This is a genomic window from Streptomyces sp. NPDC006552 (assembly GCF_040611655.1).
In the GTDB taxonomy this organism is placed as follows: Bacteria; Actinomycetota; Actinomycetes; order Streptomycetales; family Streptomycetaceae; genus Streptomyces.
In genome coordinates this window covers 1-18877 of record NZ_JBEXOS010000028.1, presented here as the reverse complement: position 1 = coordinate 18877, position 18877 = coordinate 1, and the positions used below count along the sequence as shown (strand labels likewise).

General features: G+C 70.6%; 20 protein-coding genes. 13 read left to right on the top strand and 7 right to left on the bottom strand.

What is annotated here, in order from left to right; all coding sequences use genetic code 11:
• Window positions 1-293 precede the first annotated feature (293 nt).
• Complete coding sequence (locus tag ABZY33_RS17870) at window positions 294-884, bottom strand: hypothetical protein (protein ID WP_356492534.1); 591 nt, start codon at window positions 882-884, stop codon at window positions 294-296.
• A gap of 244 nt (window positions 885-1128) precedes the next feature.
• Between ABZY33_RS17870 and hemL the strand changes: the two genes are divergently transcribed.
• The 6 genes from hemL (at window position 1129) to ccsB (ending at window position 8276) form a co-directional block, all read left to right on the top strand.
• On the top strand, window positions 1129-2463 hold the full coding sequence (gene hemL / locus ABZY33_RS17865) for a glutamate-1-semialdehyde 2,1-aminomutase (protein WP_356492533.1): 1335 nt from the start codon (window positions 1129-1131) through the stop codon (window positions 2461-2463).
• Window positions 2460-3155 carry a histidine phosphatase family protein gene (locus ABZY33_RS17860; protein ID WP_356492532.1) on the top strand — a complete coding sequence of 232 codons (696 nt, stop codon included), beginning with the start codon at window positions 2460-2462 and terminating at the stop codon, window positions 3153-3155. The genes hemL and ABZY33_RS17860 overlap by 4 nt, the downstream gene beginning before the upstream one ends.
• Window positions 3156-3312: 157 nt before the next feature.
• On the top strand, window positions 3313-4569 hold the full coding sequence (locus ABZY33_RS17855; RefSeq protein WP_356492531.1) for a hypothetical protein: 1257 nt from the start codon (window positions 3313-3315) through the stop codon (window positions 4567-4569).
• Window positions 4570-4698: 129 nt separating this feature from the next.
• Entirely contained in the window at window positions 4699-5475 is a 777-nt protein-coding gene (locus ABZY33_RS17850; RefSeq protein WP_356492530.1) for a cytochrome c biogenesis protein CcdA, read from the top strand.
• A 3-nt stretch (window positions 5476-5478) separates the two neighbouring features.
• Entirely contained in the window at window positions 5479-7188 is a 1710-nt protein-coding gene (locus tag ABZY33_RS17845; RefSeq protein ID WP_356492529.1) for a cytochrome c biogenesis protein ResB, read from the top strand.
• Entirely contained in the window at window positions 7185-8276 is a 1092-nt protein-coding gene (gene ccsB / locus ABZY33_RS17840; protein WP_356492528.1) for a c-type cytochrome biogenesis protein CcsB, read from the top strand. The genes ABZY33_RS17845 and ccsB overlap by 4 nt, the downstream gene beginning before the upstream one ends.
• Window positions 8277-8393: 117 nt before the next feature.
• On the opposite strand, the gene ABZY33_RS17835 is transcribed toward ccsB, so the two are convergent.
• Window positions 8394-8843: a nucleoside deaminase gene (locus ABZY33_RS17835; protein ID WP_356492527.1), complete on the bottom strand. Its 450-nt coding sequence runs from the start codon at window positions 8841-8843 to the stop codon at window positions 8394-8396.
• 213 nt (window positions 8844-9056) lie between these two features.
• A complete protein-coding gene (locus ABZY33_RS17830) occupies window positions 9057-9404 on the bottom strand; it encodes a PLD nuclease N-terminal domain-containing protein (protein WP_356492526.1) in 348 nt (115 codons plus the stop codon).
• A 129-nt stretch (window positions 9405-9533) separates the two neighbouring features.
• Between ABZY33_RS17830 and ABZY33_RS17825 the strand changes: the two genes are divergently transcribed.
• Window positions 9534-10988 carry a menaquinone biosynthesis decarboxylase gene (locus ABZY33_RS17825; protein ID WP_356492525.1) on the top strand — a complete coding sequence of 485 codons (1455 nt, stop codon included), beginning with the start codon at window positions 9534-9536 and terminating at the stop codon, window positions 10986-10988.
• On the top strand, window positions 10985-11890 hold the full coding sequence (mqnP, locus tag ABZY33_RS17820; protein WP_356492524.1) for a menaquinone biosynthesis prenyltransferase MqnP: 906 nt from the start codon (window positions 10985-10987) through the stop codon (window positions 11888-11890). Before ABZY33_RS17825 ends, mqnP begins: the two co-directional genes overlap by 4 nt.
• Here mqnP and ABZY33_RS17815 read toward each other — a convergent pair.
• Window positions 11880-12638 carry a hypothetical protein gene (locus ABZY33_RS17815; RefSeq protein WP_356492523.1) on the bottom strand — a complete coding sequence of 253 codons (759 nt, stop codon included), beginning with the start codon at window positions 12636-12638 and terminating at the stop codon, window positions 11880-11882. The genes mqnP and ABZY33_RS17815 overlap by 11 nt on opposite strands.
• Window positions 12639-12698: 60 nt before the next feature.
• Window positions 12699-13319 (bottom strand): rhomboid family intramembrane serine protease, encoded by a 621-nt coding sequence (locus ABZY33_RS17810; RefSeq protein ID WP_356492522.1) that lies wholly within the window; start codon window positions 13317-13319, stop codon window positions 12699-12701.
• 106 nt (window positions 13320-13425) lie between these two features.
• On the opposite strand from ABZY33_RS17810, the gene ABZY33_RS17805 reads away from it, so the two are divergent.
• Window positions 13426-14106 (top strand): UbiX family flavin prenyltransferase, encoded by a 681-nt coding sequence (locus ABZY33_RS17805; RefSeq protein WP_356492521.1) that lies wholly within the window; start codon window positions 13426-13428, stop codon window positions 14104-14106.
• Here ABZY33_RS17805 and ABZY33_RS17800 read toward each other — a convergent pair.
• Complete coding sequence (locus tag ABZY33_RS17800; protein ID WP_356492520.1) at window positions 14103-14237, bottom strand: hypothetical protein; 135 nt, start codon at window positions 14235-14237, stop codon at window positions 14103-14105. The two genes, ABZY33_RS17805 and ABZY33_RS17800, sit on opposite strands and share 4 nt — an antisense overlap.
• Before the next feature lie 140 nt (window positions 14238-14377).
• Between ABZY33_RS17800 and ABZY33_RS17795 the strand changes: the two genes are divergently transcribed.
• Both ABZY33_RS17795 and mqnE read left to right on the top strand, forming a co-directional pair.
• On the top strand, window positions 14378-14833 hold the full coding sequence (locus ABZY33_RS17795) for an Lrp/AsnC family transcriptional regulator (protein ID WP_324776280.1): 456 nt from the start codon (window positions 14378-14380) through the stop codon (window positions 14831-14833).
• A 74-nt stretch (window positions 14834-14907) separates the two neighbouring features.
• Window positions 14908-16071, top strand: coding sequence for an aminofutalosine synthase MqnE (gene mqnE / locus ABZY33_RS17790; protein WP_356492519.1), 1164 nt, complete (start codon window positions 14908-14910; stop codon window positions 16069-16071).
• 28 nt (window positions 16072-16099) lie between these two features.
• On the opposite strand, the gene ABZY33_RS17785 is transcribed toward mqnE, so the two are convergent.
• Complete coding sequence (locus ABZY33_RS17785; RefSeq protein WP_356492518.1) at window positions 16100-16648, bottom strand: GNAT family N-acetyltransferase; 549 nt, start codon at window positions 16646-16648, stop codon at window positions 16100-16102.
• A 108-nt stretch (window positions 16649-16756) separates the two neighbouring features.
• Here ABZY33_RS17785 and ABZY33_RS17780 point away from each other — a divergent pair, with 108 nt between their 5' ends.
• The gene (locus ABZY33_RS17780) at window positions 16757-17050 is read left to right on the top strand and encodes a DUF4229 domain-containing protein (RefSeq protein WP_356492517.1); all 294 of its coding nucleotides are present in this window, start codon (window positions 16757-16759) and stop codon (window positions 17048-17050) included.
• Window positions 17051-17420: 370 nt separating this feature from the next.
• Window positions 17421-18755 (top strand): dicarboxylate/amino acid:cation symporter, encoded by a 1335-nt coding sequence (locus tag ABZY33_RS17775; RefSeq protein WP_356492516.1) that lies wholly within the window; start codon window positions 17421-17423, stop codon window positions 18753-18755.
• The last annotated feature ends 122 nt before the right edge of the window (window positions 18756-18877 follow it).

The following is an 18877-nucleotide window of genomic DNA, read 5'->3' as shown; positions in this document are numbered from 1 at the left end:
ACCCCCCTTGATGTACCGCCGCCGGGGCCCGGGGGCGGGTACGCCGCTCTCGCGCACGGGGTGACAGCACGCGACCAGCCCATTGGCTGCCGCCCGAACGGGGGCCTGGACGCGGCCGGGGACGCGGCCGGTCGTGCAGTTCCCCGCGTCCCTGGGCAGTCCTTCGCGTGCGGCTCTCGTCGTGGTTGCTCGCGCAGTTCCCCGCGCCCCTGAGATGCGCACTGTGTGCGCCATCTCAGCCTCCTGCGAGGCGGGGCCGCCGCGGCTGTGACCGCGTAGAAGAGAGCAGGCGCTCAGGGCCAGACCAGGCAGTACGCCTGATGGCCCGCGTCGTGCAGCCGGTGGCTGAAGTCCTGCCACTCGTGGAGCAGCTGGTAGACGTTGAACGCGTCGCGCGGGCCGCCGCGGTCGGGGACCGTGGACCAGATGAAGGCGGCCGCGCCGACGGCCTCCTCGCCCACGCCGCGCAGCGGGTCGACGACCGTCATCGGGAGCTTGACCACCGCGTAGTCGGGGTGCAGGACGACCAGTTCCAGCGGCGGGACCTTGTGCAGGGGTATGCCCTCGATGCCGGTGAGGACCATCGCGGCCATCGTCTCCGGCTTGATCTTCGTGAACATGCCGCCCATGCCCAGCTCGTCCCCGCCGAGCTCCTCGGGGCGCATGGAGATCGGGACGCGGGCGGCCGTCGCGCCGTCGGGCGCGCCGAAGTACTTGTACGTCACCCCCACCCGGCCACCATTCCCGCTGTCCCCGCCGCCTGTCGCTCTCTGGACCCGTGCCGCCGCCTCGTCGTGGCCCTCGCGCCGGTGCTTTCCCCGCCGGGCACGCCGGGGGCCCAGGTCGTCGGTCCCCTCGCCCAGTCCGCCGCCACCGCGATGCATATCTCCACCCGACTGCTGTTCTCAGGGCGCCAGGCCCTTTTCTAGGCCGCGCGACCGCCGACGCGCAACCCGATCATCGTGTCAGTGACCTCCCCCACGGTCACCCGCCGAAACGTCCGGACGGAACAACCGCGCGACCGACCGGCCCCCCCCCCGCCGCGGTACAGCGCACCGACAGCCCGAGTCTAGGGCGCCCGGGGTCCGCGCGAGGGGGCCCGGGGAAGCGGGCCGTACGCTGAGGGGCATGGCAGAGGCGAACAACACCCCCTATCCCTATGAGGCACCCGTTTCGCAGGGGCTCTTCGACCGCGCGGCACGCGTCACGCCCGGTGGCGTGAACTCCCCGGTGCGGGCGTTCGGAGCCGTGGGCGGTACGCCCCGTTTCATGGTGTCCGGTACCGGTCCGTATCTGACGGACGCCGACGGTCGCAGCTACGTCGACCTCGTCTGCTCCTGGGGGCCGATGATCCTCGGCCATTCCCACCCCGAGGTCGTCGCCGCCGCCCAGGAGGCCGTCGCCCGCGGCACCTCCTTCGGCACGCCCGGCGAGGGCGAGGTCGCCCTCGCCGAGGAGATCGTCGCGCGGATCGCCCCGGTCGAGCAGGTGCGCCTGGTCTCCTCCGGCACCGAGGCGACGATGTCCGCGATCCGGCTCGCCCGCGGCTTCACCGGCCGCGCCAAGGTCGTCAAGTTCGCCGGCTGCTACCACGGCCACGTGGACGCGCTGCTCGCCGCGGCCGGCTCCGGCGTCGCCACGTTCGCGCTGCCGGACACCCCCGGGGTCACCGGCGCCCAGGCAGTGGACACGATCGTCCTGCCCTACAACGACCTGGAAGCGGTGCGGGCCGCGTTCGCCGCCCACCCCGGCGAGATCGCCTGCGTCATCACCGAGGCCTCGCCCGGCAACATGGGCGTCGTGCCGCCGCTCGACGGCTTCAACGCCGGGCTCAAGGCGCTCTGCCAGGACAATGGCGCGCTGTACATCTCCGACGAGGTGATGACCGGTTTCCGTACGTCGAAGGCCGGCTGGTTCGGTGTCGACGGGGTCGTGCCCGACCTGATGACCTTCGGCAAGGTGATGGGCGGCGGCTTCCCCGCCGCCGCGTTCGGCGGGCGCGCCGACGTCATGGCGCACCTCGCCCCGGCCGGCCCGGTCTACCAGGCGGGCACCCTCTCCGGGAACCCCGTCGCCACCGCGGCGGGCCTCGCCCAGCTGCGGCTGCTCGACGACGCCGCGTACGCGAAGGTCGACGCGGTCAGCGAGCAGCTGCGCGCGCTGGTCACCGAGGCGTTCACCAAGGAGGGCGTCGCGCACCGGGTGCAGAACGCCTCCAACATGTTCTCCGTCTTCTTCACCGAGACCCCCGACGAACCGGTCCGCGACTACGCGGGCGCCAAGGCGCAGGAGTCCTTCCGCTTCACCGCCTTCTTCCACGCGATGCTGGAGCGGGGCGTCTACCTGCCGCCCTCGGCGTTCGAGTCGTGGTTCGTCTCGACCGCCCACGACGATCAGGCCGTCGAGCGCGTCGCCGCCGCGCTCCCGGCCGCCGCCCGCGCGGCCGCGGAGGCCACGGCATGAGCGACAGCGCGAAGAACGACATCACCGTCGTCCACCTGATGCGCCACGGCGAGGTGGAGAACCCGGAAGGGGTCCTGTACGGGCGGCTGCCCGACTACCACCTCTCCGAGCTGGGCCGGCAGATGGCCGACCGGGTCGCCGAGCACCTCGCCTCCCGGGACATCACGCACGTCGTCGCCTCCCCGCTGGAGCGGGCCCAGGAGACGGCGACGCCGATCGCCAAGGTGCACGGGCTCGACCTGAACAGTGACGGCCGGCTCATCGAGGCGGCCAACGTCTTCCAGGGCAAGACCTTCGGCGTCGGCGACGGCGCCCTGAAGAACCCGCAGAACTGGAAGCACGTCGTCAACCCGTTCAAGCCGTCGTGGGGCGAGCCCTACGTCGAGCAGGCCGTGCGGATGATGAGCGCGCTCGACGCCGCCAGGGACGCGGCGCGCGGGCACGAGGCGGTCTGCGTCTCCCACCAGCTGCCGATCTGGACGGTGCGCAGCTTCGTCGAGAAGCGCCGGCTCTGGCACGACCCGCGCAAGCGGCAGTGCACGCTCGCCTCGCTGACCACCTTCACCTACCAGGGCGACCGCATCGTCTCGGTCGGGTACACCGAGCCCGCGCGCGATCTGGTCCCCGCCCACCTGCTGGCGGGCGCCAAGCCGGCCAAGGGCGCCCAGGGCGGCAAGGCGTTCGGCGCCTGACGTCCTCGGTCCGCGGGCCGCCGGTGAACGGCGGTCCGCGGCCCACCCGCCCCCACCAGCACATCTGTCGCCGGATTGGCGGAACCCCCGCCTGCCTCCCGCCCTCTAACTGGGTGCCCGCCACGAATGGGTGCACAGCGTGAGGAATGGTGACGGAATGCGCGATGTCAGTCGTAGGGGACTTCTCGGTCTGGGGGCTGGGACGGCGGCCGCGGCGGCGCTCGCCGGCTGCGGATCGGGCGGCGCTCCCCGGACCGTCTCGCCAGGCGGTCACGGCGGCTCCGCGAAGCGGCCCGAGAAGCCCGCGGCCCGTCCGATCGGGGACGGCTCGACCTCGTACACCGGCGCGCAGCCGCACCAGCCCCCGGCGCCCGAGCGGCTCGAACCGGGGCAGCGGCCCCCGCAGTTCGTGATCTTCTCCTGGGACGGCGCGGGCGAGGTGGGCAACGGGCTCTTTCCCCGCTTCCTCGACCTCGCCAAGGACCACGGCGCGCACATGACCTTCTTCCTCTCGGGCCTGTACCTGCTGCCCGAGTCGAAGAAGCGGCTCTACCACGCGCCGAACAACCCGGTGGGCGCCTCCGACATCGGCTACCTCACCGACGAGCACGTCAAGGCGACCCTGAAGTACGTACGCCGGGCCTGGCTCGACGGGCACGAGATAGGCACGCACTTCAACGGCCACTTCTGCACCGGTACCGGCACCGTCGCGAACTGGACGCCGCAGCAGTGGCGCAGCGAGATCGACCAGGCCAAGAGCTTCGTGCAGCGGTGGCGGACCAACTCCGGCTGGCACGACCTGCCCTCGCTGCCCTTCGACTACGACAAGGAACTGGTCGGCGGCCGCACGCCCTGCCTGCTCGGCCAGGAGAACCTGCTGCCCACCGCCCGCGACCTGGGCTGGCGCTACGACGCCTCCTCGCCCGGCGGCCGGCAGCGCTGGCCCGACAAGAAGCAGGGGATCTGGGACCTGCCGCTGCAGGCCGTCCCCTTCCCCGGGCACAGCTTCGAGGTGCTCTCGATGGACTACAACATGCTGGCCAACCAGTCCCTGAACTCCACCAAGGCGCCCGCCCACAACTACCCGGGCTGGCGCAAGCAGTGCACCGAGGCGTACATCGCCGGCTTCCAGCGGGCCTACGAGACGAACCGGGCCCCGTTCTTCATCGGCAACCACTTCGAGGAGTGGAACGGCGGCATCTACATGGACGCCGTCGAGGCCGCGCTCAAGCACATCGCCCGCACCGCCGAGCAGCACGGCGACGTCCGCCTCGTCTCCTTCCGCCAGTACGTCGACTGGATGGACGCCCAGGACCCCGCGGTGCTCGACCGGCTCCGCACCCTCGACGTCGGGCAGCGGCCCGCCGAAGGCTGGCGCACCTTCCTCGCGAAACCGCCGAAAAACCCGTCCTGAAATGGGCTTTTCCGTACATGAGGGGGGTGCGGAAATCCCCCTGACCGGACATGCGAAACTTTTCACATGAGTGCCGCCCGCCGCACCCCGCGCACCCCCGTGCCCCCGCGCCCGGAGAAGTGAGCGACGGTGCCCCCCACGCTTGTCACGCTCGCCGCCTACGGCGACCAGAACAGCACCATCCTGAGCGGCGCGCTCCTCCTCGCCATCCCCGTCGCCCTCATCGGCGGCCTGGTCTCCTTCTTCTCGCCGTGCGTCCTGCCCCTGGTGCCCGGCTACCTCTCCTACGTCACCGGCGTCACCGGCACCGACCTGATGGAGCAGCGCCGGGGCCGCATGGTGGCGGGCGCCACCCTCTTCGTCCTCGGCTTCACCGCCGTGTTCGTCTCCGGCGGCGCCCTCTTCGGCTACTTCGGCCAGACGCTGCAGGAGTACCAGAGCGTCCTGAACAAGGTGCTCGGCGCACTCATGATCGTCATGGGCGTGTTCTTCATGGGGCTGATGCCCTGGATGACCCAGCGCGAGTTCCGCATCCACCGCAAGCCCGCCGCCGGACTGATCGGCGCCCCGCTGCTGGGCGCCCTGTTCGGGATCGGCTGGACCCCGTGCATCGGCCCGACCCTCGGCTCCGTGATCATCCTGTCCCAGGATCAGGGCAGCGCCGGGCGGGGGGCCATACTGACGGTCGCGTACTGCCTCGGTCTCGGCGTGCCCTTCGTGCTCGCCGCGATCGCCTTCCGCAAGGCGCTCGGTGCCTTCGGCTGGGTCAAGAGGCACTACGCATGGGTGATGCGCATCGGCGGCATCATGATGATCCTGACCGGAGTCCTGCTGCTCACGGGTGCCTGGGACAGCCTCGTGGAGCAGATGCGGACCTGGTCCACCGGCTTCCAGGTGGGAATCTGACTTATGAGCAAGACGCACACCCCGGACAGCCCGGAGACCACCGAGCAGGACGCCGGAGCCCAGCTGAGCACCGCCCCGGTGGAGGACCAGACCCCGAACCTGCCGGGGCTCGGCGTCATCGGCTGGATCCGCTGGTTCTGGCGCCAGCTCACCTCGATGCGGGTCGCGCTGATCCTGCTGTTCCTGCTCTCGCTCGGCGCCATCCCCGGCTCGCTGATCCCGCAGGCCGGGACCGACCCGCTCAAGGTCGAGGACTTCCAGAAGGCGCACACCACGCTGGGGCCGCTCTACGACAAGCTCGGCCTCTTCCACGTCTACAGCTCGGTGTGGTTCTCCGCGATCTACATCCTGCTGTTCATCTCCCTCATCGGCTGCATCGTGCCGCGCACCTGGCAGTTTGTCGGCCAGCTGCGCGGCCGCCCGCCGGGCGCCCCCAAACGGCTCGACCGGCTGCCCGCCTACGCGACCTGGCGCACGGAGGCCGAGCCCGAGCAGGTGCGCACCGCGGCGCTCGCGCTGATGAAGAAGCGCCGCTACCGCGCGCACCTCGCCGGGAGCGCGGTCGCCGCCGAGAAGGGCTATCTGCGTGAGGTCGGCAACCTCGCCTTCCACCTCGCGCTGATCGTGATGCTGATCGCCTTCGCCTGGGGGCAGCTCTTCAAGTTCGAAGGGGGCAAGCTCGTCGTCGAGGGCGAGGGCTTCTCCAACGTGCTGCCGCAGTACGACGACTTCAAGTCCGGCAACCTCTTCGACAGCGACCGCGACCTGTCGCCGTTCAGCTTCACCCTCGACAAGTTCACCGCGACCTACGCGCGCACCGGACCGGAGAGGGGCACCCCCCGCACCTTCCGGGCCGACGTCAGCTACGACGAGGGCACCGGCGGCAGGACGAAGAAGACCTCCATCGAGTCCAACCACCCGCTGGAGATCGACGGCACCAAGATCTTCCTCAACGGCCACGGCTACGCCGTCAACGTCACCGTCCGCGACGGCAAGGGCAAGGTCGTCTCCCAGCAGGCCGTGCCGATGCTGCCGATCGACTCCAACATCTCGTCGCAGGGCGCGATCAAGGTGATGGACGGCTACCGCAACGCGAAGGGCAAGAAGGAGCAGCTCGGCTTCAGCGCCTGGTTCGTGCCGACCTTCGCGGGCGCCGGCAAGGGCACCATGTTCTCCCAGTTCCCCGCGCTCGACTTCCCCGTCCTCGCGCTCAACGGGATGCACGGCGATCTGGGCGTGGACGCGGGGCTGCCGCAGAACGTCTACCAACTGGACACCTCTCACCTGAAGGCGTTCAAGGACTCCCAGGGCAAGCCGCTCAAGGCGCGCCTGCTCCCGGGCGAGACGATGAAGCTGCCGGACGGGGCGGGCTCCATCACCTTCGACAAGGACATCAAGGAATGGGTCACCTTCCAGATCTCGCACCAGCCCGCTGACGGCTGGGCGCTGGGCGGCGCCGTCTGCGCGATCTTCGGCCTGGCCGGCTCCCTCTTCATCCAGCGCCGCCGCGTCTGGGTGCGCGCCGTCGCAGGGCCCGACGGCGTGACCGTCGTCGAGATGGCGGGCCTCGGCCGCAGCGAGTCCGCCCGGCTCCCCGACGAGCTGGCCGGCCTGATCGGCCACCTGCACCCACTGGCACCCACCGCCCCCGAACCCCCTAAGACCCCCGAACCATCCACTGCCGTACCCGCCGCCGAAGGGGCTGAGAAGTGACTCTCGCCGCCGCAACGAACGAATCCCTGGCGCATACGAGTAACGTCCTCATCTACTCGTCCATGGCCGTGTATCTGCTGGCGTTCTTCGCGAACATGGCCGAGTGGATCTTCGGCAGCCGCAGCAAGGTCGGCCGCACCGCCGCCGCCCTCACCGGGAAGGCCGAGGCCGCCGCCGCCACCGCCGCCGTGCAGGTCCAGGTGAAGCAGCAGAACGGCGGCACCGCCGTCCTGGAGCGGCCCAAGGTCGTCACCCGGGCCGCCCCCGGCGCCCGCGACGTGCCGGACGGGCCGGGCGCCTCCGGCGGGGACGCGCAGGGTGACCTCTACGGGCGTATCGCCGTCTCGCTCACCGCGCTCGCCTTCCTCGTCGAGTTCGCCGGGGTCCTCACCCGGGCTCTGTCGGTGCAGCGCGCGCCGTGGGGCAACATGTACGAGTTCAACCTCACCTTCTCCACCGTCGCCGTCGGCGTGTACCTCGCGCTGCTCGCGCTGAAGAAGAACGTCCGCTGGCTCGGACTTCCGCTGGTCACCACGGTCCTCCTCGACCTCGGTCTCGCTGTCACTGTCTTGTACACCGCCAGCGACCAGTTGGTTCCCGCCCTTCACTCGTACTGGCTGTACATCCACGTCTCGACTGCGATCTTCTGCGGCGCGGTCTTCTACGTCGGCGCGGTCGGCACGATCCTGTATCTCTTCAAGGACTCGTACGAGAACAAGCTGGCGAGCGGTGGCCGGCCGGGCCGGTTCGCGACGTCCGTCATGGAGCGACTGCCCGCCTCGCAGTCCCTCGACAAGCTCTCCTACCGGGTCAACGCGGCGGTCTTCCCGCTCTGGACGTTCACGATCATCGCGGGCTCGATCTGGGCCGGCGACGCGTGGGGCCGCTACTGGGGCTGGGACCCCAAGGAGACCTGGTCGTTCATCACCTGGGTCGCCTACGCCGCGTACCTGCACGCTCGTGCGACCGCCGGCTGGAAGGGCCGCAAGGCCGCCTACCTGGCCCTGGTCGCCTTCGGCTGCTGGATCTTCAACTACTACGGCGTGAACATCTTCGTCACCGGCAAGCACTCCTACGCCGGCGTGTGACGGACCGCCGGACGGACCCGTAGAGGCCGTGACGGCCGGAGGCCGGTTCCCGTGACACGTGGTCACGGGAACCGGCCTCCGGCCGTCACGGGTGTCCGGGCGTCGCGCGCCCCCGGCCTACTCGCCGATGTCCTCGTGCCACAGCTGCGGCTCGGCCGCGATGAAGCTCTCCATCATCTCCACGCACCCGGCGTCGTCGAGCAGCACGATCTCGACGCCGTGCTCGGCCAGCCAGTCGTGCCCGCCGTGGAAGGTGCGCGCCTCACCGATGACGACGCGGGAGATGCCGAACTGCCGTACCAGGCCCGAGCAGTACCAGCAGGGGCTGAGCGTGGTCACCATCGTGGTGCCCCGGTAGGAGCGCTGGCGCCCGGCCGCACGGAACGCGTCGGTCTCCCCGTGCGACGACGGGTCGGCGTCCTGCACGCGCCGGTTGTGCCCGCGGCCCAGCACCGTGCCGTCGGCCGCGTACAGGGCGGCGCCGATCGGGATGCCGCCCTCGGCGAGACCGGCCTGCGCCTCCGCCACGGCGGTGGCGAGCCAGGTGCGGGCGAGATCGAGTTCCATGACGCACGAGCCTTTCTGGACGGCGGAGGGGGAGCGGTCGCGCCGGCGCAGCAGCGCGTACAGGAGGGCGCCGAGCCCGAGCCCGACACGGCGACGCCGACGAGCAGGTCGGCCAACCCGGCCGGGTTGTTGAAGGACCGGCCGGCCAGCGCGTCGTCGGGGAGCGCGCGCCGCGCGCCCCCGCCGGGACCGGGGCGGCTGCGACCGCGGGGTTCAGTCCTGGTCCTGCTCGCCCTCGCGCCGCTTGCGCTCGTCCCGGGGGTCCGGGTCGTCCTCGGAGAGGGAGGCGAGGAACTCCGGGTTGTCGTCCGGGGCGACGAACGTGGCGCGGCGGCCGCGGGGCCACGCGGACGGGGCCGGGCCGGCCGCGGGCGCGCGGCGGTGCTTGCCGGCCACGAGCCAGGCGACCGGCCCGACGAGGACCTCGCCGAAGAGCAGGATGACGAGGACCCACACCACCTTCGGCAGCCCGCGCACCTCCTCCTCGGGCGTGTTCACGCAGTCGATGAAGGCGTAGATCCACAGCGCCAGGACCAAGAGGAACGGCAGATACCTGAGCATGACGGTGCGGGCCCCCCGGGGCGTACGACGAATTCTGGGTGCGCGAAGGCGGGGCCAGGGTAACGCCCGCCCCCGCCCAGAACCCGGCCCGCGGCAAGATCGGTCCGCGGGGATGACAAACTGAAGGACATGGCTTACGACGATCTTCGCTCCCTGCTCCGGGCGCTGGAGCGCGAGGGCGACCTGCTGCGCATCAAGGCCGAGGTCGACCCGCACCTGGAGGTCGGTGAGATCGTCGACCGCGTGCAGAAGTCCGGCGGCCCGGCCCTGCTCTTCGAGAACGTGAAGGGCTCCGCGATGCCCCTCGCGATGAACGTGTACGGAACGGACCGCAGGCTCCTCAAGGCCCTCGGCCTCAAGGCGTACAGCGACATCAGCGACAAGATCGGCGGCCTGCTCAAGCCCGAGCTGCCGCAGGGCTTCGTCGGGATCCGCGAGGCGTTCGGCAAGCTCGGCGCCATGACCCACGTACCGCCGCGCAAGGTGAAGGACGCGCCGGTGCAGGAGGTCGTCCTGCGCGGCGACGATGTGGACCTCGACAAGCTGCCGGCCCTGTTCACCTGGCCCGAGGACGGCGGCTCCTTCTTCAACCTGGGGCTGACCCACACCAAGGACCCCGAGTCCGGCGTCCGCAACCTCGGCCTGTACCGCCTCCAGCGGCACGACAAGCGCACCATCGGCATGCACTGGCAGATCCACAAGGACAGCCGCAACCACTACCAGGTGGCCGCCCGCAAGGGCGAGAAGCTCCCCGTCGCCATCGCGTTCGGCTGCCCGCCCGCCGTCACCTACGCCTCCACGGCGCCGCTGCCGGGCGACATGGACGAGTACATGCTGGCCGGCTTCCTCCAGGGCAAGCGCGTCGAGATGGTCGACTGCAAGACCGTCCCGCTCCAGGTCCCGGCCAACGCCGAGGTCGTCATCGAGGGCTGGCTGGAGCCGGGCGAGATGCTGCCCGAGGGGCCGTTCGGCGACCACACGGGGTTCTACACTCCGCAGGAACCCTTCCCCGCGCTCACCATCGACTGCCTGACGATGCGCAGGCGCCCGCTGCTCCAGTCGATCGTCGTCGGCCGGCCGCCGACCGAGGACGGCCCGCTGGGCCGGGCCACCGAGCGCTTCTTCCTGCCGCTCCTCAAGGTGATCGTCCCGGACATCGTCGACTACCACCTGCCGGAGGCGGGCGGCTTCCACAACTGCGCGATCGTCTCGATCGACAAGAAGTACCCCAAGCACGCCCAGAAGGTGATGCACGCGATCTGGGGCGCGCACATGATGTCGCTGACCAAGCTGATCGTCGTCGTCGACTCCGATTGCGACGTCCACGATCTTCATGAAGTCTCGTGGCGGGCCCTCGGCAACACGGACTACGCACGGGACCTGACGGTCGCCGAAGGGCCGGTCGACCATCTCGACCACGCCTCCTACCAGCAGTTCTGGGGCGGCAAGGCGGGCATCGACGCGACGAGGAAGTGGCCCGAGGAGGGCTACACGCGGGACGGCGGCTGGCCCGAGATGGTCGTCTCCGATCCCCGAACGGCGGCCCTGGTGGACCGCCGCTGGAAGGAGTACGGACTCTCGTGAGCTCAGCATCCGCCGCGATCCCGCAGCAGCCGGGCCGCACCAGGGCGTTCCTGCGCCTGGTCATGATCGAGCACTCGGTCTTCGCGCTGCCGTTCGCCTACACCGCGGCGCTGACCGCGATGTTCGAGCTGGACAAGAACATCCACTGGGGCCGGCTGCTCCTGGTCACCATCTGCATGGTGGGCCTGCGCACGTTCGCGATGGCGGCGAACCGGATCATCGACCGGGAGATCGACGCCCGCAATCCGCGCACCGCGCACCGCGAACTCGTCACCGGCGCGGTGTCGGTGAAGTCGGCGTGGACCGGCGCGCTGATCGCGCTGGTGATCTTCCTGGCCTCGGCCGCGCTCCTGAACCCGCTCTGCCTGGCGCTCGCGCCCATCGCGGTGATCCCGATGGTCGTCTACCCGTACGGCAAGCGGTTCACCAACTTCCCGCAGGCCATCCTCGGTCTCGCCCAGGCGATGGGCCCGATCGGCGCGTGGATCGCGGTCACCGGCTCCTGGTCGTGGGAGGCGGTGATCCTCGGTCTCGCGGTCGGCATCTGGATCGGCGGCTTCGACCTGATCTACGCCTGCCAGGACGTGGAGACCGACCGGGAGGTCGGCGTCATGTCGGTGCCCGCCCGCTTCGGCATCCCCGCCGCCATCCGGGGCGCCCGCGTCTGCCACACCGTCACCACGGCCCTGTTCGTCTGGTACGCGCTGGCCACCGGCGCCGGCACCTTCTTCTGGGCCGGACTCGTCATCGTCGCGGGCGCCTTCCTGTACGAGCACACGATCGTGAAGCCGCACGACCTGTCCCGGCTGAACCGGGCGTTCTTCCAGGTCAACGGGTTCATCGGTATGGCGCTTTTCGCGTGTGCGCTGCTTGACCTCCTGGTGCGCGGCCTCACGGTGTGAGCGGCTGCGGGCCGTCCTCGGCCCGCAGCAGGCGCAGGAAGGCGCGGAGCCCGGCGATGATCTCCTGGTTGTCCGTCAGCCGGTTCACCACCGACTCGAACTCGCGGCTGAGGGCCGCGACGCGCGCCTCCACGCGGTCCGCGCGCCCATGGGCGGAGAGCCCGACGGCGTCGACGGAAGTACGCAGTTCGGCAAGGGCCCGGTACATCTCCTCGGCCTTCTCCTCCTGGAGGGCCGCGCCCTTCTGGAGCGCGGCGACGGCGGAGCGCACGGCGGCGACGTCGTCGCGCGGGAAGCGCACCTCGGCGTGGAGGGTGGTGAGCCGGCGCCGCAGCGCGCCGAAGTAGGCGCCCGCGGGCCGGAACAGGGTGCTCAGCAGGTAGAGCCCGGCCAGCCAGTACCCGGCCGTGCGCCCCGTGGCCCAGGCGGCGAGGACCGTGCCGGCACCGGTGAGCAGGTGCGCGCCGAGCGCCAGGCGCAGCAGCACGGCGGCGATCCGGGCGGCCTCCGCGTCCCGGTCGGCGGGGATGCCGAGGCCCCTCTCCCGGCTGACGCGGGCCTCATGGACGACGGAACGGGCGCGGAAGTACAGGTTCCAGGGCACGGTGAGCAGCAGCACGAGCCACAGCAGGCAAAGCGTCGCGGCGCCGGCGAGCAGCAAGGTCTGCGCGGGTACGCCGAGGGCGTGGACCAGGACGAGCGAGGCGGCGACGGCCACCCCGCAGAGCACCATGTGTCGGACCTTCATGGCGCCATGCTGATTCGCGGGCGGCGCGCCCCGCATGCGTCGCCGTACTCAGTCGCGTACTCAGCCGCCGCCGGCCGGGAGCCGGGGCGGCTGCGGGCGGCGCCGGACGGCGAAGGCGGCCGCCACGCCCGCGAGCAGGCCGATCAGGTGGCCCTGCCAGCTCACGCCGTCGTTGGCGGGGGAGAGGCCCGCCAAAATGGTCGTGCCCCAGTAGGCGCCGATGAGCACGCCGACCACGATGCCCAGCGGTCTGCGCTCGACGAAACCGCTGAGCACGACGAAGCCGAACAGGCCGAAGATGAGGCCCGAGGCACCCGCCGTGTTCGAGTGGGCCGGAGCCACCAGCCACACCCCGAGGCCGTCCGCGACGACGATCAGGGCGCAGGCCGCCAGGAAGCGGCGCAGTCCGGAGAGGGCCGCGACGAAGCCGAGGACCAGCAGCGGCAGCGAGTTCGCCGCGACGTGGTCGAAGCCGAAGTGGATGAACGACGCCGGGACGACGTCGACCAGCTCGGCCGGGTCGCGCGGCTCGATGCCGAAGCGGTCGAGCGCGTGGCCCGAGGCCGCGTCGACCCCTTCGATCAGCCACAGCAGGGCGACCCACCCCACCATGAACTTGCCCGCGGCGAGCACGCGGGCGCCGCGGGCCGGCCCGCGTACCGTGCTCGTGCTGTCCGTCATCTCAGCCCCACCCCCATGGGCCCGCCGTCGCCGTACGGCTTCGCGGGAACAACGACCACGGCCCCTGCTCAAGTTCCCCTGCCGGGGCGCCGGATAGGCTCGTGGTGTGGAGCACGTTAACGCACCGAGCCGCAGGCCCTGGGTGGTCGGGGTGTCCGGCGCATCAGGGACCCCGTACGCCGCCGCCGTGCTGCGCGCGCTGCTTGCCGCGGGCGAGGCCGTGGACCTCGTCGTCTCGCGGGCCTCACGGCTCACGCTGCTCGACGAGACGGGCATCGCCTTCCGGGACGCGCACTGGCGCGCGGACCTGGGGCAGTGGCTGGCGCGGGGGGCTGACGGCAAGCCGGGCACGTTCGGCGAGGTCGACCTGAGCGGTGTGCGGCACTGGCCGGCCGGTGATCTCGCGGCGGGCCCGTCCTCGGGCTCGTACCCGGTCAAGGGAATGATCATCGTGCCCGCTTCGACGGCGTGCGTGGCGGGTGTGGCGCTCGGGCTGTCGAAGGACCTGCTCCAGCGCGCGGCGAGCGTGACGCTCAAGGAGCGGCGCAGGCTGGTGGTGGCGGTCCGGGAGACCCCGCTGAACGGGCAGACGCTGCGGCATCTGGTGACGCTGGACGAGGCGGGCGCGGTGGTGCTGCCCGCCTCTCCGGCGTTCTACGCGGGCGCGACGCACATCCAGGATCTGGTGGACTTCGTCGCGGGGCGGGCGCTGGACGCGGCGGGAGTGCCGCACACGCTGTACCGCCGCTGGGAGGGAGAGCTGGGGGGAGCCTCTCGGGATGGCTAGCGCTTCTTGGCGCGGGCGGCGGACTTCCTGGCCGCGCGGCGCCCGGCGGTGGCGGACTGGTGGACACGGGAACGAACGGCCTCGGCCTGCATCTCGCGCATGCGGGCGTACGCCATGTCGATCGTGAACACGGTGACAGCACTCCTGTGAGTCGATGGATCGTCGCTGATCCGGCGGTTGAGCTTTAGATTTTGCGGGGCGTTTCCCCCGCTCGCCTTAAATTCTACACGTAAACTCGCGTCAACGCTGAACAATGAAAGGCTTCGGACCTATGGACGCCGTGGACAGGCAGCTCATCCAGGCCCTGCGCGAGAACGGCCGCGCCTCGTATGCGGAGTTGGGCCGGCTCGTCGGCCTGTCCGGGCCGAGCGTCACGGACCGCATCAACCGTCTGGAGGCGGCCGGTGTCATCACCGGCTACCGGGCCACCGTCGACTCCGCCTCGCTCGGCCTCGGCGTGACCGCCCTCATCGGCATCTCGCTCTCCGACGCCGCCGACCACGAGGACGTGGCGCGCCGCCTGAAGGACCTGCACGAGATCGAGGACTGCTGGTTCATCGCGGGCGACGACTCCTACATGCTCAAGGTGCGCGTCGGCGACGTCGACGGCCTGGAGAAGACGATCCGCCGGCTCAGCGGGACCAAGGGCGTCTCCCGTACGCGCACCACGATCGTGCTCTCCACCAAGTGGGAGAACCGGGTGGGCGAGCTGCCCGAAGAGGTGTGAACGCGGCCCTGTCACAGGGTGGGCGTACGGTGGAGCGGACTTAAGGGTCAGTGTTGGCAGGGAAAGGTACGGGCATGGACGCAGGGCTCAAGCGCGAGCTGGAGCAGAAGGTCAGGGACGGTGAGCGGCTGTCCCGCGAGGACGGCATCGCGCTCTACGGGTCGGACGACCTGGCCTGGCTCGGCGGTCTCGCCCACGAGGTGCGCACGCGCAAGAACGGCGACGTCGTGCACTTCAACGTCAACCGCCACCTGAACATGACCAACGTGTGCACCGCCTCGTGCGCCTACTGCTCGTTCCAGCGCAAGCCGGGCGAGAAGGACGCGTACACGATGCGCATCGAGGAGGCGGTCAAGCTCGCCAAGGCGATGGAGTCGGAGAACCTCACCGAGCTGCATATCGTCAACGGCCTGCACCCGAACCTTCCGTGGCGCTACTACCCGCGCTCCCTGAAGGCCCTCAAGGAAGCGCTGCCGCACGTCGGCCTCAAGGCGTTCACCGCCACCGAGATCCACCACTTCGAGAAGATCTCCGGCCTCACCGCCTCCGAGATCCTCGACGAGCTGATCGAGGCGGGCCTGGAGTCGCTGACCGGCGGCGGCGCCGAGATCTTCGACTGGGAGATCCGTCAGCACATCGTCGACCACGACACCCACTGGGAGGACTGGTCGCGCATCCACCGCCTGGCGCACGAGAAGGGGCTCAAGACCCCCGCGACGATGCTGTACGGGCACATCGAGGAGCCGCGCCACCGCGTCGACCACGTGCTGCGCCTGCGTGAGCTGCAGGACGAGACCGGCGGTTTCCAGGTCTTCATCCCGCTGCGCTACCAGCACGACTTCGTCGACATGAGGGACGGCAAGGTACGCAACCGCCTCCAGGCGCGCACCACGATGGCGACGGGCGCGGAGGCGCTGAAGACCTTCGCGGTCTCGCGCCTGCTCTTCGACAACGTGCCGCACGTCAAGTGCTTCTGGGTCATGCACGGGCTGCACACCACGCAGCTCGCGCTCCAGCACGGCGCCGACGACATGGACGGCTCGGTCGTCGAGTACAAGATCACGCACGACGCGGACAACTACGGCACGCCCGCCAAGCTGACCCGCGAGGACCTGCTCGACCTCATCCGCGACGCCGGCTTCCAGCCCGTCGAGCGCAACACGCGCTACGAGATCATCCGGGAGTACGACGGCCCGGACCCGGCGCGCCGGGACTCGCCGCAGCCGATGCGCGTCTGAACCCCGCGCCGGGCCCGCCGCCGCGGGCTCAGCGCAGCGGCAGCATCATGTGGATGTCGTCGCGGTCGTCGCCCGGGGCCACCCGGATCGCCCCGGGTATGCGGCCCACCTCCTGATAACCGCAGGCCGCGTAGAAGGAGTCCGCGCCCGTGCCGCCGCGGCAGGTGAGGCGGAGCGCCTCGACGCCCTCGAAGCCGCGGGCCGCCTCCTCGGCGGCGGACATGAGCGCCCGCCCGTACCCCTTGCCCTGGTGGCGGGGGTGCACCATCACCGTGTACAGCCACAGGTGGTGGCGCATGAGGCGGTGCGGGCTGGGGACCAGGAACGCCGTGGCCGCGACCGCGCCGTCCCCGTCCCGCGCGACCAGGAGCCGGGTGCGGCCCGCGGCGATCGCCGTGAGGTGCGTGTCCAGCGCGGGCCGGATGTCGTCGGGCGTGACGGGCGGGACGAAGCCCACCGCACCGCCCGCGTTCGTCACGTCCGCCCACAGGGACAGGACGCCGTCCACCAGACCGGGATCGAGGACCGGGTCGAGCGTGAGGGTCAGGGGCGCGGGCGACGAGGCTGTAAGAGTCATAGAGCGAAGTTAACCCTTACCCGAGGGACCGCTCAACACCCGTCCCCGCGCGCGTGCTTCACTGGAGGGGCCATTTAGCAACGGATCGCTACGGAAGAGTGGATTGAGATGCTCCGCTACACGCTGATGCGCCTCGGAGTCTTCGCGGGCTGCTTCCTCGTCGTCTGGGGTCTCGTCGCCGCCGGCCTCGTCCCGCGCGGCCTGGGTGGCTCCAACTACCTGTGGATCGCCCTGCTCGCCCTGGTGATCTCCGCCCCCCTCAGCTTCGTACTGCTGCGCCGGGAGCGCGACCGGGCCTCCGAGAAGATCGTCGCCCGCGTGGACCGCGCCAAGGCCAACCTGGACGCCAACCGCGCCATGGAGGACGAGGCGGACGACGCCGCCCGCACCCAGCGCGCGTAACGTACCTCACAAGCACTCCGCCCCCGACGCCGCACCGGCGCCGGGGGCGCCTGCGTTTTCAAGGCACATACGCCCTTATGCACGGATGAGGGCCCCGCTCACCCCCAAGAACCCCTTTGATGTTCCCAAAGCGCTGGTGTTAACGTTCCTGTCATGAAGACATCGGCCACGCATCGCACAGCCCTGGGCGTCTCGCTCGTGGCGCGCCTGCACGTCGATCTCTGCCGCTGCATGTCCGCGGCCTGTCGCGCCTGACGCGCCCCCCCCTCGATGCAGCGGCGCCGCTGACCTCCGCACACGGTCGCCGCTCCCGTACGTCTCCGTACGCCACCCCGCCTTGTCCCCGCGTGTCCTTCACTGGAGTGCCTCCGTGTCCGCGAACACCACCCCCGCCGGCTCCGCGCCGGCCGAGCCGAAGCCCGGCTCGCGCATACCGAAGATCCCGTTCTGGGCGCAGATCCTGGGCGGCCTCGTCCTCGGTGTGCTGCTCGGCTGGCTCGCCCGCAGCCAGGACATATCCTGGCTCGTCACCACCCTGGAGAAGGTCGGCGGCATCTTCATCCAGCTGCTGAAGCTGGCGGTCGCCCCGCTCGTCTTCTTCGCGATCCTCGTCTCCATCACCAACCTGCGCAAGGTCAACAACGCCGCGCGGCTCGCCACCCGCACCCTGCTCTGGTTCATGATCACATCGTTGATCGCGGTCGCCATCGGCCTCGTCATCGGCCTGGTCACCAACCCGGGCGCGGGCACCGGCCTCACCCCCAAGGACGGCGCCAAGCCGGACCACGCGGGCTCCTGGATCGACTTCCTCACCGGCATCATCCCCACCGACGTCATCACGCCGTTCACCGAGCTGAACGTCCTGCAGATCGTCTTCATGGCCGTCGTCGCCGGCATCGCCGTCCTGCAGATCGGCGAGAAGGCCAAGCCGATCCTCACCCTCTCCGAGTCGATCCTCGAACTGCTCCAGAAGGCCCTGTGGTGGGTCATCAAGCTGGCGCCGCTCGGCACCGTCGGCCTCATCGGCTACGCCATCGCCACGTACGGCTGGGACCTCATCAGCAAGTACGCGACCTTCACCGCCGACATCTACGTCGGCTGCGCCCTGGTCCTCTTCGGCGTCTACCCGCTGCTCCTCGCGACCGTCGCCAAGCTGAACCCGCTGCAGTTCTTCAAGGGCGCCTGGCCCGCGATCCAGCTCGCCTTCGTCTCCCGCTCCTCGGTCGGCACCATGCCGCTGACCCAGAAGGTCACCGAGCGCCTCGGCGTCCCGAAGGAGTACGCCTCCTTCGCGGTCCCGTTCGGCTCCACGACCAAGATGGACGGCTGCGCCGCGATCTACCCGGCGATCGCCGCGATCTTCGTCGCGCAGATCTTCGACATCGACCTCGGCGTCGGCGACTACCTGCTCATCGCCTTCGTCTCGGTGGTCGGCTCCGCCGCCACCGCCGGCCTCACCGGCGCCACGGTCATGCTGACCCTGACGCTGTCCACGCTGGGCCTGCCGATGGAGGGCGTCGGCCTGCTGCTGGCCATCGACCCGATCCTGGACATGATGCGGACGGCCACGAACGTCGCAGGTCAGGCGCTCGTGCCGGTGATCGTCTCCGCCCGCGAGAAGATCCTCGACCACGAGGCCTACGAGAACGCGTCCTCCTCCCCGGTGGACGAGCCGCGGCGGGTGGCCGTGGAGACCGCCGCCTGACGGTCCCCGGCCCCGACACCGCGCCGTTGCCTATTTCACGCAGGCACGGCAGGTCCTGGGTGGCGGCGTGCAGCACCCACTCCGCGTCCGCGATGGCCGCGCCGAAACCGGACAGGTCCGGA